The organism is Yersinia thracica, assembly GCF_902170565.1.
GTDB lineage: Bacteria > Pseudomonadota > Gammaproteobacteria > Enterobacterales > Enterobacteriaceae > Yersinia > Yersinia thracica.
The window spans coordinates 73,337-87,583 of record NZ_CABHXX010000133.1; the positions used below are offsets into that span (position 1 = coordinate 73,337).

A 14,247-nucleotide genomic window follows, 5' to 3' on the forward strand; every position below is an offset into this window, starting at 1 on the left:
GAACCGGCCTGTGTCTGAAACTTTTCTAACGCCGGATGACGTTAAAGGACATCATTCAACATGATACCCACACCCACCCGTGTTTGCCTAAAGTTATAGTCAATCATTGACTCACCATAGCCACTGAATACTTGGGTATAGAAACGAACATGCTTGGTAATCGGGTAGCTCCAGCCCATTTCAGCGCCGCCGTAACCGGTATTCCAGTTATAGCGACCATCGATGCTGAACACACTTTCACCCAAGGCATAGCCCACTTTCAGACGGTAATAACCCATGTATTTATTGATATCTGGGTTGTCATCTTTGCTGTCGCTTTCTGGCAAACGATACCAAGGCTTCAGGTCGATTTCCAAGTTGCCACGTTGTGCCATCAGGCGGGTATAAACGCGATCCCAGCTACGTGAGGTTGGATCGGCTTTGCCGTTAGATTGGTGGTTATAACCAAATTCTACTTCACGGAATGTCCAGCCCGCCAGCTCATAATCTGTAGCCCATGCCAGGAACACTTGCGGCTCGTAGTTGGTTTCACGGAATGGTGAGGATTCATCTTTGTTCGATGCTTGCCACCAGGAACGTTGGGTATAAGAAGCACCCAGCAATGAGTTATCACCGGCAATACCGCGCCAGATAGGGAAACCTAAACTCAATTGGAATTTGACTTCATCTTTATTGGCATGTTCAGCCCAATCATAAGAGCTTATCGCATTTTTATTGATATCGCTGGTATAGGTGTATAACAAATAGTTTGTTTCATACGGATAAAGCAAGAACGGATTATCGTGATCCTGCAACATTGCCGCGATAATGCTGCCACGCACTGCCGGTGCATCATGAATTTTCTCAACCGTTGCTTCTTCTGCTTGCGCCAATGTTGGCACCAGTAATAACGCGATTAAAACCTGCCAAAACCTACCCATAATTCCCCCATCATTTTACGAATTATTTATATTTGTAATGAAAACAGCTCATTCTACACACAAATGTTATCTGAGATTAGTGTTGTTTATATTTATGATTTAACGACTGGAAAACAACAAAATAGGAGCATAAAATAAACAAATTAATAACATGAGAAATTATCTTTTAAGAGAAAAATAATGTCTGTAACGCCTTTAACTCTGGAAAGTGCCCGTAACCTCATCGGTGAAATTTTTGTTTATCACATGCCATTTAACCGCGAATTAGGATTAAAATTAACTCGTTTCGAGCAAGATTACGCCGAAATTACTTTTGATAATAATGACAAGCTGGTCGGTAATATTGCGCAGCGCATATTGCACGGCGGTGTTATTGCCGCAGTGTTGGATGTTGCCGCCGGTCTGGTGTGTGTTGGGAATAGTTTGGTTCGCCATGAACCACTGATTCAAGAACAACTGCAAATGAAGCTAGCGAAAATGGGCACCATCGACTTGCGCGTCGACTATTTGCGCCCTGGCCGCGGTGAGCACTTTATTGCCAGCAGCCGTATTTTACGCAGTGGTAACAAAGTGTCTGTTGCCAGAGTTGAATTGCATAATGAAAACCAAATGCATATCGCCAGCGCGACTGCGACCTATCTGGTTGGCTGATATGATGACGGCGGTGATGATTCATGGCGCAAACTTAAGTACACTCACCGCATCTCCTTTTTTGTTCTGAGCCACACCATGGATAAACAACGAACCCGCCAGGGCATTTTCTTTGCTCTGGCTGCCTATTTTATTTGGGGTATTGCCCCTGCTTATTTCAAGCTCATCCAACAGGTGCCGGCTGATGAAATTTTGACTCATCGGATTATCTGGTCATTTTTCTTTATGCTGATTTTACTGACTGTCAGCCGCAATTGGCCCCAAGTTCGTAGCGCCATTAAAAACCGTAAACGTTTGTTATTACTGGCTGTTACCGCCGTACTAATAGCCAGTAACTGGCTATTATTTATTTGGGCGGTCAACCACAACCACATGCTGGAAGCCAGTCTGGGCTACTTTATTAACCCGTTGGTCAACGTGTTATTTGGCATGTTATTTCTCGGCGAGCGTTTTCGCCGTATGCAATGGGTAGCGGTGGCACTGGCGTTCGGCGGGGTGCTCATTCAGCTGTGGCAATTTGGTTCACTGCCCGTGATTGGTTTGGGTCTGGCGATTACCTTTGCGTTATATGGCTTAATTCGCAAAAAACTGGGGATTGATGCCCAAACCGGCATGTTGGTTGAAACAATGTGGCTCTTGCCGATTGCGGCAGTTTACCTGTTCTTTATTGCCGACAGCCCCACCAGCCACATGGGGGCCAATGCCTGGTCGCTGAATATTCTGTTAGCTGCTGCGGGGGTGATTACCACTATTCCGCTGCTATTCTTCACCGCCGCCGCCACCCGTTTGCGCCTTTCGACGCTGGGCTTCTTCCAATATCTGGGGCCGACGCTGATGTTTATTCTGGCGGTCACTTTCTATGGCGAGACTATCGGCAACGATAAAATGGTCACTTTCGTCTTTATCTGGGCGGCGCTGTTACTGTTCACGTTGGATGCGCTTTACACCCAACGCAAGCTGCGCGCCTAGATATCAAGCCTACAAAAATGCCGGTTACTCATTGAGTTATGAATTGATAACCAAAGAACTTGAAGTTGCAGGTAGGCAGCAAGCGAACTCATCCCGATGAGCTTACATAAGTAAGTGATTCGGGTGCGTGAACGCAGCTAACACCCCTGCAGCTTCAAGGGCGGAGGTTAGAGCCAGTTCTTGCGTTTGAAATAGAGATATGGCGCCAAGCCGGCAATGATCATCAAAGCGATAGCCCCTGGGTAGCCAAACGACCAGCGCAATTCCGGCATAAATTCAAAGTTCATCCCGTAGCTGGATGCCACCAAGGTGGGCGGCAGGAACACAACCGAGACCACCGAGAAAATCTTGATAATGCGGTTCTGCTCGATGTTGATAAAACCCATCGCAGCTTGCATCAAGAAGTTAACTTTCTGGAACAAAGATTCATTGTGCGGCAACAGGGATTCGATATCGCGCAGAACTTCACGGGCCTGTTCCAACTGGCTACTGGGCAAACGGGCCTTACGCACCAAGAAATTCAGCGCCCGCTGGGTATCCATTAGACACAACCGGACTTTCCAGCCGATATCTTCCTGTTCTGCCAGTGTGGAGAGCGCAGCATCATATTCATCGCCCTGCTGGCCTTCCATGATGACGCGGCTCAAGGCTTCCAAGTCGCTGTAAATATTCTCGATTTCATCTGCCAGCTGTTCAATTTTAGTTTCAAACAAATCTAGCAGCAATTCATAGGCGTTGCCGTCAACCAGTGTTTGGTTGCGCGCGCGCATGCGATACAAGCGGAATGCCGGTAATTCGCGTTCGCGCAGGGTATACAGGCGGCCATCACGAATAGTAAATGCCACGGTTGAGTTACCGGCGTGGTCTTCAGCATCTTCATAATAGAAGAAGGAGTGGATATGCAGACCATCTTCGTCTTCAAAGAATCGTGCAGAGGCCTCGATGTCGTCCAACTCTGGACGCGTCGCCAGGCTTTGCCCTAACTCATTCTGGACGCGTTCCCGCTCACCCTCTTCTGGCTCGACTAAATCGACCCAAAGTGAGGAAGTCAGGTCATCTGATTCATCCAGCTCCAAACGGGATAAGCGATTGTTACTTAATTTAAATGCGCTCAGCATGTGCCAAAACTCCCTTGCGGTGATGGATAGGGAAAACGCATTGAAGCACAGAAACAGGTCAGTATTGAAATACCCTTTGTTTCAGACCATAAGGAGATCTGACTCACAGCGGCGGTTTAGCGGGGCCGCTGACAACCACGAAGGCTATCAGCAAATAAGAGGATAGCCTTAGAAGTTGCACCCTATGAACAGGTTATTGAGCCAGTATCTACTGGGTGTGTCCAAGGCGAATGTCCTCATCAAGAATAGTGCGCGCATGTTACGCCGAGAAGAAAAAGGCTGTCAACCGGTTAAAAGGTGTTAATTCATGAGCACAATTTTCAGTTCTGAGCAGCAAGATTTTTTATCTGGCAACATAGCGCGACTGCCCCCTTATAACATCACTCTGTTTACGCTAGATTACAGTCAGTCACTCTTAAGGATATTTGACCAGAATGAAGCAAATCACCCAGCAAACTCTGGTGCAGTTGAGCCAGCAAGCCCAACAGTCACCGCGTCAGAGAGCCAATCTTAACTTCCACCCACAGCTCGACGACCCCATACAGCGCCTGGCGATTGCGATGGAGCCAGAGACTTATGTCCGCCCTCATCGCCACCCTCACACTTGGGAATTACTGACTGCATTACAGGGCAACTTTATTGTGCTGCTGTTTGATGACGCCGGGAAAGTCACCCACCGCGCGCTGTTGGGCCGGGAAGCCGCTATTATGGAAATCCCCGCCAATGTGTGGCACGCCGTGCTCTCACTGGAAAAAGGGGCGGTTATTTTTGAAGTTAAACACGGCCCTTACCAGCCCATTACTGCTGAATATTTCGCCCGCTGGTCACCTGCCGAAGGTGAAGCGGAAGTCAGCAACCTATTGGCGTGGTATGCGGCGGCTGATATTGGGGCACGCTATCAGCAATAATATCAGTAAAAAACCGAAGCCAGCTTCGACTTCGGTTTTGTGTATCCTGCATCTTTATTTAGCTGATAATCCAGCAAAACTCACGAACAGGCTTTCCCTTGGTATTGGCAAAATAATCAACGTTTTATTTTTTTAAACTGCTTAGTAGTATCCGTCAGCGCAATTTCTGTTGGTAACCGCTCCATGGAGCTGGCACCGTAGAAACCATCACATTGCGGACAATTGTCCAAGATGTATTGAGCATCTTCTGGGGTAGAAATCGGCCCACCGTGACACAACACAATCACATCTTCGCGCACAGCCTTTGCGGCGGCGGCCCATTCATTAATCAGCGGCACACAGTCAGCCAGCTTCAACGCGGTGTCAGCACCAATATTGCCGCCGGTGGTCAGCCCCATATGAGGAACAATAATATCGGCCCCTGCTTGGGTCATGGCGACAGCATCTTCGGCACTGAAAATATACGGCGTGGTGAGTAAATCTTTCTCGTGGGCCAGACGAATCATGTCCACTTCCAGGCCATAACCCATGCCGGTTTCTTCAAGGTTGGCGCGGAAATTCCCGTCAATTAAACCCACTGTAGGGAAGTTCTGCACACCAGAAAAGCCCAATGCTTTCAGTTGATCCAAAAATTGGTCGAACTGGCAGAATGGGTCAGTACCATTGACCCCCGCTAGCACCGGCGTGTTCTTGACCACTGGCAACACTTCTTTTGCCATGTCGACCACAATTTCATTGGCATTGCCGTAGGCCAGCAGACCGGCCAGCGAACCACGACCGGCCATGCGATAGCGGCCCGAGTTATAGATGACGATAAGATCAATACCGCCGGCTTCTTCACATTTGGCCGACAACCCTGTACCCGCACCGCCGCCGATAATCGGCTCACGGCGGGCAATCATTTCCCGGAATTTAGCCAATATGGCCTGGCGTTGAAATTTTGGCATATGCTTCTCCAGATATTTTATGGCCCTAACCCCGTTATACTTCAAACTCGAATTATTTGGGGTGAGATGGGCTCTTTGCTATTTCTTTAAAGTTTTCTACCGCAGCCTGGGCAAACTGTGGGTCATTAATATTGAATGGATAGTGCACCAGACGGCGTTTTTTAGTTTGAATCACGGTTTCTTCCAGCGTATGGATAAAAGCTTTCAGTGCTTTTTCATCCCAAAAAGGTTGGCCCGGCGCATCTAATGCCGAGAATCCGCCCAGTGGAATTAAGAAACGCACCTCGCCTTCGCAGCGGTTGAGCTTCTCGCCAATCCAGCGCGCCATCTCAATGTTTTCTTGCTCGGTGGTGCGCATCAATGTGACTTGCGCATTGTGCTCATAGAACAAGCGGTTGGCATATTTCGCCGGAATGGTGGCGGGGTTACCAAAATTGACCATATCTAATGCGCCACAAGAGCCGACGTAAGGAATTTGGGTGTGAGCAATAGCATCAAACCTTTCTGGGCCGCAGGCTAATACCCCATCAAATAACAGGTCGCAGACCTCGGTGGTGGTCAAATCCAGCGCCCCTGCCAGTAAGCCGCTTTCGGCCAATTTCTCCATTGCTTTGCCGCCGCTGCCGGTCGCATGGAACACTAAACAATCATATTCTGCCGATAATGCCGCGCTAACCGCTTGAATACAGGGGGTTGTCACACCAAACATGGTCAAACCCAGCGCCGGTTTATCATTGGTCGCGGTTTCCTCTTTTGCGAAATAAACTGCACCGGCAACTTGATGGGCCGCATTGCTCAGCACACGGCGGGAAATACGATTAAGCCCGGCAATATCAGTGACCGAATACATCATGGCGATATCACTGGCACCGATGTAACCGGAAACATCACCAGAAGCCATAGTTGACACCATCAGTTTAGGAATACCAATAGGTAAACTTTGCATAGCGGGGGTTATCAGTGCCGTGCCGCCGGAGCCGCCCAAACCTAACAGCGCAGCCACATCATCACGGCTGGCGATAAAACGCTCAAAAGCCACCGCCATCGCACTTATCGCCCGCCCTCTATCACCACAGAAGACGGCCTGACGCCCATCAGGATGATGGCTCGCCACCGTTTCGGCCGTGATATCAGCGCCGCCAGTGTGCTGACTTTCTTTGGTCGATAAATCAACCGTGACCGTCGTCAGGCCGGTTGCTTTAATCAATTCACTGACATAAGCCAGCTCATCGCCTTTAGTATCTGTCGTGGTCGCGATAAAAATATGACGGGGCATCTGAACATCCTTCTATGAATGCGGAATGTCACAAAAAATGAAGCGAGTTGGTTAAGATAGAACCATATTGAGACTGCCGTATCATTTTCGCAAAGCGTATAACTTAAATATGAGACTATAGTCTCAAAAATAATATGAATGTAGAGAGCATTCATGGCGATTTGTGCGAACGGTTTGTTATAGTGGGCGAAAATACGATCTCTAGACTATGGAGTGACCGTGAGCTATCAAGATAAACCAGAACGCGCCTCTCCATCTCTAACCACCATCAGGGCCAGAACCCGGCGGTTACTTATTGACACCGCGATGTCGATGTATGAACAAGGCGCATTTCCATCAATAACTGAAGTCGCCAATGCCGCCCGGCTTTCCCGTGCCACGGCTTACCGCTATTTCCCGACACAAAGTGCCTTGGTTTCTGCCATGGTCGATGAAAGTCTTGGGCCGGTATTGGAATGGCAGCCCACTCAACCCGATGCCCGCCAGCGTATTGCTGAATTACTGTCTTTTGCTTATCCGCGGATGTTGCAACATGAGGGCGTGCTACGAGCCGCGCTGCACTTGTCTTTACAGCAATGGGCCGATAGCCGTAGCAATCCAAACAATGAAGAGAAGTTAGTCCGTGGTAACCGTAAGCGGTTGTTAAAGCTGGCAGTTGAGCCATTGGAAGGGAAATTAACACCCGAAGCACTGCAACGGGTGATTCATGCATTTTCGTTAATTTATGGATCCGAGGTGTTTATGGTGCTGAAAGATATTTGGCATTTAGATGAAGCTGGAATTCAGGATGTGACCCAGTGGATGGGCAAAGCCATTCTACTACAAGCAGAAACCGATGCAAAACTGGCGGCTCAGGATGGGGGCGAGAGCCGCTAACACCGCTGCGGCATTGAGTCGCAGGGTTTACCCAAAGTCATTGACGTTGCAGCAAGGCAGCAAATGAACGCGGCCCGATGAGCTTATTTATTTTGAGGTCAACGGCAGTAAGTGATTCGGGTAAGTGAATGCCGCTAACACCGCTGCGGCGTTGAGTCGCAGGGTTTACCCAAAGTCATTGACGTTGCAGCAAGACAGCAAATGAACGCGGCCCGATGAGCTTACTCAAGTAAGTGATTCGGGTAAGTGAATGCCACTAACACCGCTGCGGCGTCAAGGCCGCAGGGTAAATTTAGACCGCTTCCAGCCGCGCATAAGCCGCGACCAGCCACTTAATACCTTCACCGGGGAAAGCCACTTGCAACCGGCTGTGCTCACCGCTGCCTTCCAGGTTGACGATGGTGCCCTCGCCAAACTTAGGATGGCGCACCCGCTGACCCAGTGAGAAGCCACTGTCATTTTCGTTCATCGGCGTCCCCATGCGGCGGTGGTTTACCGGGCGGGAAACTGTCGCGCGCAGCCGCACTTCTTCGACACACTCCTGCGGCAGCTCGCCGATAAAACGTGATGGCCGATGATTCACTTCTTTGCCGTACAGACGGCGGCTCTCGGCATAACAGAGTGTCAATTTTTGCATCGCACGGGTGACCCCAACATAGGCCAACCGCCGCTCTTCTTCCAGACGCCCACTTTCATCCAGTGCCATTTGGCTTGGGAACATGCCCTCTTCCATACCCACGATAAATACCTGCGGGAACTCCAGCCCTTTTGCTGAATGGAGAGTCATCAGCTGAACGGCATCCTGATAGGCATCCGCCTGGCCTTCTCCGGCTTCCAGCGCCGCATGAGAGAGGAATGCCTGCAATGGCATCAAATCCTGATCTTCATCCTGATAGCTGTATTGGCGGGTCGCATTGACCAGCTCTTCAAGGTTTTCAATACGCGCCTGGCCTTTTTCGCCCTTTTCCTGCTCATACATCGACCACAAACCAGAATCGCGCATCACTCGGTCAGTTTGGACATGCAGCGGCATATCTGCGGTTTCATGCGCCAATGAATCCACCAGTTCGACAAAACGTTGCAGCGCAGAAGCCGCGCGGCCTGCCAGCACTTTTTCCTGCAACATGGCGCGGGTTGATTGCCACAAAGTTAGCTGACGATCACGGGCAGTCTGGCGCACCACATCTAAGGTACGGTCGCCAATACCACGGGTCGGGGTATTGACTACCCGCTCAAAGGCCGCATCATCATTACGGTTGGAAATCAGGCGCAAATAAGCCAGTGCATCTTTGATTTCTTGGCGCTCGAAGAAGCGCTGACCGCCATAAATACGGTACGGCGTAGCCGTCTGTAATAAAGCTTCTTCCAAAACACGCGATTGGGCGTTACTGCGATACAAAATGGCGCAATCATTCAGCGCACCGCCATTGTCGCGCCAGGCTCGAATGCGGTTAACCACAAAGCGGGCTTCATCCAACTCATTAAAAGCGCAATAGAGCGAGATTGGCTCGCCCTCAGCACCTTCAGTCCACAGATTTTTCCCCATGCGGCCATCATTATTGGCAATCAGGGCATTCGCTGCCGTCAGAATATTGCTGGTCGAGCGGTAATTTTGCTCCAATCGGATAGTTTCAGCGCCGGGAAAATCTTTCAGGAAGCGCTGGATATTCTCCACCTGCGCCCCGCGCCAGCCATAAATTGACTGGTCATCGTCGCCGACAATCATCACATTGGAGCGATCCCCCGCCAGCAGGCGGATCCAAGCGTATTGGATGTTGTTAGTATCTTGGAATTCATCCACCAGAATGTTGGTAAAGCGCTCGCGATAATGATTCAGAATATGCGGTTTATTCAGCCACAGCTCGTGCGCGCGCAATAATAGCTCGGCAAAATCCACCAAGCCCGCGCGGTCACAAGCTTCCTGATAGGCTTGATAGATACGCAACCAAGTGGCTTCGACCGGGTTGCCGTAGCTCTCAATATGCTGCGGGCGCAGCCCTTCATCTTTTTTGCCGTTGATGTACCACATCGCCTGACGCGGTGGCCATTGTTTCTCATCTAAATTCAGGGCCTTAACCAAGCGTTTCAATAAGCGCAGTTGGTCGTCGCTGTCGAGGATTTGGAAATCCTGCGGCAGATTGGCATCCATATGGTGAGCACGTAGCAACCGGTGCGCCAGACCGTGGAAAGTCCCAATCCACATCCCGCCCTGACTGGTGCCAATCAAATGCTCAATACGGTGACGCATTTCCGCCGCCGCTTTATTGGTAAAGGTGACCGCGATAATGGAGTATGGAGAGGCATTTTCTACTGACAACAGCCAGGCAATGCGATGCACCAGCACCCGGGTTTTGCCACTGCCCGCACCGGCCAGTACCAACAGGTTGCAGCGCGGTGCAGCCACGGCTTCGCGTTGTTTTTCATTCAGGCTGTCGAGCAGATCAGAAACGTCCATAGGCACCGTCTATCGGGTAAAAGGGAAAGTAGGCAAATCACTACCGCCCACACTTCACTGTGAATTTATACAGTATTATAGCAACGCAGTCAAAGAAGCCAACTGTGAAATTTCAATATGTGGCAATAATCGGCTGTCACTGGCCGCCATCAGGTTTTGTTGGCGATCATTAATCCAGCAAGCTTGCATGCCACAACGTAGCGAACCCGCAACATCCGTGGTCAGGTCGTCACCGACATGCAAGATATGTTTCAGCGGAATATCCAGATGATTCGCCGCCTTATGGTACATATCGCGGAAAGGTTTGGCGCGGCCATGGGGGCCGGAGCGCAAAACAAACTGGAAATAATTGTCCAGCCCGCAAGCTTTGGGATCTGCATTGCCATTGGTGATGGCCACCAGCGGGTAATGCTCCGCCAGCGCGCTCAGAGTGTCATGGGTGGTCGGCGGCACATAAATGCGGCTACGCCATAGGGCAAAGTTTTCCATCGCAGCATCGGCCCCACATTGCGCTTCTGACTTACTCAAGCCATGGCGAATCAGACCCAGCTCGATTGCATGCCAACGCCACTGAGTGACATCGTGGTAAATATCCGGGTCTTGCGCCAGTAATTCACTGCGAAAACCATGCAAATCTGCGGCTTGTAACTGCGCCAAATTGGGGTGGTATTGCTGTAGAAATGCCACAGATTCTTGTTCTGTGCGAGATATCACCGGCCGATTGTCATACAGAGTGTCATCCAAATCGAAAGTAATGGCGGAGATACGCTCAAGTGGACGATAAAAATGCATCAGGATTTGCCTCGTTTGGCCCGTGGATGAGCAGCATCATACACTGTTGCCAGATGTTGAAAGTCGAGATGAGTATAAATTTGTGTGGTGGTCAGATTGGCGTGGCCCAGTAATTCTTGCACTGCGCGCAGGTCGCCGCTGGATTCCAGCATATGGGTGGCGAAAGAATGCCGCAGTTTATGAGGGTGAATATGGCTACTAACCCCTTGTTTTACACCCCATTCAGCAAAGCGCTTTTGCACATTTCGCGCGGAAATTCGCTTACCGGTATTGGCTAAAAAAATGGCATCATCCTGCGGTTCAAACAATTCGCGCAGTTCCAACCAATGCTTCAGCCACTTGACCGCCGTCTTGCCGATGGGGACTTTGCGCTCTTTGCTGCCCTTGCCCATCACCCACACTTCGCCGCTCGCCAGATCCACATGTTTGCAGTTCATGCCGACCAGCTCCGATAAACGCAAACCCGCGCCATACATCACTTCCAGCATCGCCCGGTCGCGCACGGCCAGTGGGTCATTTAAGTCGATATCCAACAGTTTATCGACTTCATCGACATCAATATTTTTCGGCAGATGGCGACCAGAGCGTGGGGTACTGACCCCTTTAGCAGGGTTGACTGACATGAGACCCTGACTGACCAGCCAGTTGAGGAAACTGCGCAAAGCCGAGAGCCGTAAAGCCAGGCTGGATGAGTGTAAACCGGCGCGTTTACTGCGGGAAACTAAGGAACGCACCTGAGCAGCATCAAGCCGCTGCCAGTGCGCCAGCCCCATTTGCTCGCCCATTGCCATGAGCGCCTGTAACTGACGCCGGTAACTGGTGATAGTCAGCGGGCTGAGTTGGCGCTCAACTTTGAGGTAACGCAGGAAAGCCTCGACCTGCGGGGCAAGCGAAGCACTAAATTCGGTCATACTGGCTCTATCCAGCGCTCTAGCAAGCTCGGCAGCAATGTAGATAACTGATTCAGCATCACCGTGCCCATGCCCTGCTGATAATGTTGTGTATCGCGGCTGCTGAAGATAATCACCCCCAGATCGCCGTCTTTGCCCAACAGTGACAACGCCACCGACCCAACTTGCTTCGCTTGAGGCAATAGCAGCAACAATTCCGGCCCGTTTAAGCTGCCAAGATAATGGCGCTCATTACCCAACCGCTGAATGCGCATCGGCTCAAAAGCATGGCGAGCTAACCCCAAATGGGTAAAATCAGAGGGCGCGCCAGTTTGCCAGCGGTCAGTGAATAACCTGACATTTGCCCCAGCCAGCCCGAAATCTCTGGCCCAGCGCTGCAAGCGATTGAGCATATCTTGCAAGCTACTGGCGGCAGCGAGGTTACTTTGCAGTTGCAGCAGACGATTGAATAACACTTCATTCAGACCCGCCTGCTCCATCAGTAACGTAATCTCTTCTTCCAACTGACCTATCTGATTACGCTGACGCCCCAGTTGCCATTCCACCAGCGAGACCGAGCCTCTTACCGGGTGAGGAATATGCATCTGTTCAACCAAACGAGCATTGCGGATAAAGAAGTCGGGATTTTGCAATAAATACTGCATAACAGCATCGTCGTCTAACTCGATACCCGCTAGCGCCTGCTCCTCAGAACTTTTCATTTAACACCCGTTCCTATAGCCAAAGTAATTGGAATTGCAGGTAGGCAGCCAGCAAGCGAATCCCGAATCACTTACTTAAGTAAGTGATTCGGGTGAGTGCGCGCAGCTAACAACCCTGCAGTTTCAAGTACGAAGGATATTATAAATGAATGAAGCCGTCATACACATGGGTGGCCGGCCCGGTCATATACAGCGGGTGACCCGGCCCTTTCCAACTGATATGCAAACTCCCCCCCGGCAATTCGACATGAACCTCTTCACCCAACAATTCTTGCTGGATGCCAACCGCCACGGCCGCACAAGCCCCACTGCCACAGGCTTGAGTCTCACCGGCTCCGCGCTCATACACCCGCAAGCGGATATGTTCACGGCTCACCACCTGCATAAAACCGATATTAGCCCGTTCGGGGAAGCGCTCATGGCTTTCTAATACTGGGCCGAGCAAGGCAACATTGGCAACCGAAACATCGTCAACCTGCATCACACAGTGAGGATTGCCCATCGAGACGACGCCACACAATACCGTGTGCTCAGCGGCGCGAAAAATGTAGGTTTTCTCCGCTTTAGTCGCCCGGAAAGGGACAGCTTGCGGATCAAAATTGGGTTCGCCCATATTGACGCAAACCAGTTCATCCTCAGTCACACTCAATATCATGCGGCCCGTTTGGGTGCTGACACTGATATCGCGTTTGTTGGTCAGCCCTTTCAGCCGCACAAAACGGGCAAAACAGCGCGCGCCATTGCCACACTGAGAGACTTCGCTGCCATCGGCATTAAAAATGCGGTAGTGAAAATCCAGCTCGGGATCATAGGGCGGCTCAACCACCAACATCTGATCAAAGCCCACGCCAGTGTGCCGGTCTGCTAATCGGCGGATTAACTCCGGCGAAAAGTAAACATTTTGGGTAACTGCATCGACAACCATAAAGTCGTTGCCAAGACCGTGCATTTTGGAGAACTGCATTTCATACTCCGCTGACTTTTATTTACCGGCTAAATTTTCGGTATTGGCTCAATCTGGCTGCGCTAGGGAGGGTCACTGTGGCCCAGCGATACTCTGGGTCGGTTTCGATTCACCCGGCACACCCTGTTGATTCTTATCGACCTGGCCGCTGTCTTGTTGTGCCGTTTCCACCTTGGGCTTATCTGACGGAGGGAAATATAACGGGCCTTTCAGGCCACAACCGGTAAGCGCTAACACCATCATCGCGATAAGTGACCAATATAATTTTTTCTTCATTTTTTAACGCCTGTAAATTGTTTTGACGCCGGTAAATGTATTAATGCCTGTGAATCACGCGTCTAAGGTCTCTATAATCGCAGGTGGATCATGAAAAGCAATAGGAATTGAATATGAACGACAGCGAGTTTCATCAGTTAGCCGATCAATTGACACTTTACATTGAAGAGATACTGGACGGTTTTAGCGGCGATAGCGATATTGATTATGAAACCAATGGTGGGGTGATGACCCTGACTTTCGAAAATGGCAGCAAGATTATTATTAACCGCCAAGAGCCATTACATCAGATATGGCTGGCGACTAAAGCGGGCGGTTATCATTTTGATTACCGCGAAGGGCATTGGTATTGTTCGCGCAGCGGCGAAGAATTCTTTACCAAATTGTCTGAAGCTGCGACCGCCCAAGCCGGGGAAGACGTGAGTTTTAGCTAGAGCAGTCAGTGATTCGGGTAAGAGCGCGCAGCTAACACCCCTGCGGCTT

15 protein-coding genes are annotated in these 14,247 nt (G+C 50.4%); 5 read left to right on the forward strand and 10 right to left on the reverse strand.

Annotated elements, in window-relative coordinates:
- Positions 1 to 41: 41 nt before the first annotated feature.
- Positions 42 to 920: a phospholipase A gene (gene pldA / locus FTA91_RS18415; RefSeq protein ID WP_050115202.1), complete on the reverse strand. Its 879-nt coding sequence runs from the start codon at positions 918 to 920 to the stop codon at positions 42 to 44.
- Between the two features lie 180 nt (positions 921 to 1,100).
- Between pldA and FTA91_RS18420 the strand changes: the two genes are divergently transcribed.
- Together FTA91_RS18420 and rarD are read left to right on the forward strand one after the other, a co-directional pair.
- Complete coding sequence (locus FTA91_RS18420; RefSeq protein WP_050115204.1) at positions 1,101 to 1,571, forward strand: thioesterase family protein; 471 nt, start codon at positions 1,101 to 1,103, stop codon at positions 1,569 to 1,571.
- 78 nt (positions 1,572 to 1,649) lie between these two features.
- On the forward strand, positions 1,650 to 2,540 hold the full coding sequence (gene rarD, locus FTA91_RS18425; protein ID WP_005166237.1) for an EamA family transporter RarD: 891 nt from the start codon (positions 1,650 to 1,652) through the stop codon (positions 2,538 to 2,540).
- Positions 2,541 to 2,707: 167 nt separating this feature from the next.
- Here rarD and corA read toward each other — a convergent pair whose 3' ends face one another.
- Positions 2,708 to 3,658, reverse strand: a complete 951-nt coding sequence (gene corA / locus FTA91_RS18430) for a magnesium/cobalt transporter CorA (RefSeq protein WP_050115206.1) — start codon at positions 3,656 to 3,658, stop codon at positions 2,708 to 2,710.
- 434 nt (positions 3,659 to 4,092) lie between these two features.
- On the opposite strand from corA, the gene FTA91_RS18435 reads away from it, so the two are divergent.
- Positions 4,093 to 4,566 (forward strand): WbuC family cupin fold metalloprotein, encoded by a 474-nt coding sequence (locus tag FTA91_RS18435; RefSeq protein ID WP_050115208.1) that lies wholly within the window; start codon positions 4,093 to 4,095, stop codon positions 4,564 to 4,566.
- A 116-nt stretch (positions 4,567 to 4,682) separates the two neighbouring features.
- Here the strand turns inward: FTA91_RS18435 and FTA91_RS18440 are convergent, their stop codons facing one another.
- Complete coding sequence (locus FTA91_RS18440) at positions 4,683 to 5,513, reverse strand: phosphoenolpyruvate hydrolase family protein (protein WP_050115210.1); 831 nt, start codon at positions 5,511 to 5,513, stop codon at positions 4,683 to 4,685.
- A 52-nt stretch (positions 5,514 to 5,565) separates the two neighbouring features.
- The gene (locus tag FTA91_RS18445; RefSeq protein ID WP_145583752.1) at positions 5,566 to 6,789 is read right to left on the reverse strand and encodes a Tm-1-like ATP-binding domain-containing protein; all 1,224 of its coding nucleotides are present in this window, start codon (positions 6,787 to 6,789) and stop codon (positions 5,566 to 5,568) included.
- A gap of 219 nt (positions 6,790 to 7,008) precedes the next feature.
- On the opposite strand from FTA91_RS18445, the gene FTA91_RS18450 reads away from it, so the two are divergent.
- On the forward strand, positions 7,009 to 7,665 hold the full coding sequence (locus FTA91_RS18450) for a TetR/AcrR family transcriptional regulator (protein WP_050115215.1): 657 nt from the start codon (positions 7,009 to 7,011) through the stop codon (positions 7,663 to 7,665).
- 292 nt (positions 7,666 to 7,957) lie between these two features.
- Here the strand turns inward: FTA91_RS18450 and uvrD are convergent, their stop codons facing one another.
- The 6 genes from uvrD to lptM form a co-directional block, all read right to left on the reverse strand.
- Positions 7,958 to 10,120 (reverse strand): DNA helicase II, encoded by a 2,163-nt coding sequence (uvrD, locus tag FTA91_RS18455; protein ID WP_145536059.1) that lies wholly within the window; start codon positions 10,118 to 10,120, stop codon positions 7,958 to 7,960.
- A gap of 75 nt (positions 10,121 to 10,195) precedes the next feature.
- Positions 10,196 to 10,912 (reverse strand): 5-amino-6-(5-phospho-D-ribitylamino)uracil phosphatase YigB, encoded by a 717-nt coding sequence (gene yigB, locus FTA91_RS18460; protein ID WP_050115219.1) that lies wholly within the window; start codon positions 10,910 to 10,912, stop codon positions 10,196 to 10,198.
- Complete coding sequence (gene xerC, locus FTA91_RS18465) at positions 10,912 to 11,823, reverse strand: tyrosine recombinase XerC (RefSeq protein ID WP_072082658.1); 912 nt, start codon at positions 11,821 to 11,823, stop codon at positions 10,912 to 10,914. Before xerC ends, yigB begins: the two co-directional genes overlap by 1 nt.
- Positions 11,820 to 12,524: a DUF484 domain-containing protein gene (locus FTA91_RS18470; RefSeq protein ID WP_050115221.1), complete on the reverse strand. Its 705-nt coding sequence runs from the start codon at positions 12,522 to 12,524 to the stop codon at positions 11,820 to 11,822. Before FTA91_RS18470 ends, xerC begins: the two co-directional genes overlap by 4 nt.
- A gap of 139 nt (positions 12,525 to 12,663) precedes the next feature.
- The gene (gene dapF / locus FTA91_RS18475) at positions 12,664 to 13,488 is read right to left on the reverse strand and encodes a diaminopimelate epimerase (RefSeq protein ID WP_004391296.1); all 825 of its coding nucleotides are present in this window, start codon (positions 13,486 to 13,488) and stop codon (positions 12,664 to 12,666) included.
- A gap of 72 nt (positions 13,489 to 13,560) precedes the next feature.
- Complete coding sequence (gene lptM, locus FTA91_RS18480) at positions 13,561 to 13,764, reverse strand: LPS translocon maturation chaperone LptM (RefSeq protein ID WP_050115223.1); 204 nt, start codon at positions 13,762 to 13,764, stop codon at positions 13,561 to 13,563.
- 113 nt (positions 13,765 to 13,877) lie between these two features.
- On the opposite strand from lptM, the gene cyaY reads away from it, so the two are divergent.
- The gene (gene cyaY, locus FTA91_RS18485) at positions 13,878 to 14,198 is read left to right on the forward strand and encodes an iron donor protein CyaY (RefSeq protein ID WP_050115224.1); all 321 of its coding nucleotides are present in this window, start codon (positions 13,878 to 13,880) and stop codon (positions 14,196 to 14,198) included.
- The last annotated feature ends 49 nt before the right edge of the window (positions 14,199 to 14,247 follow it).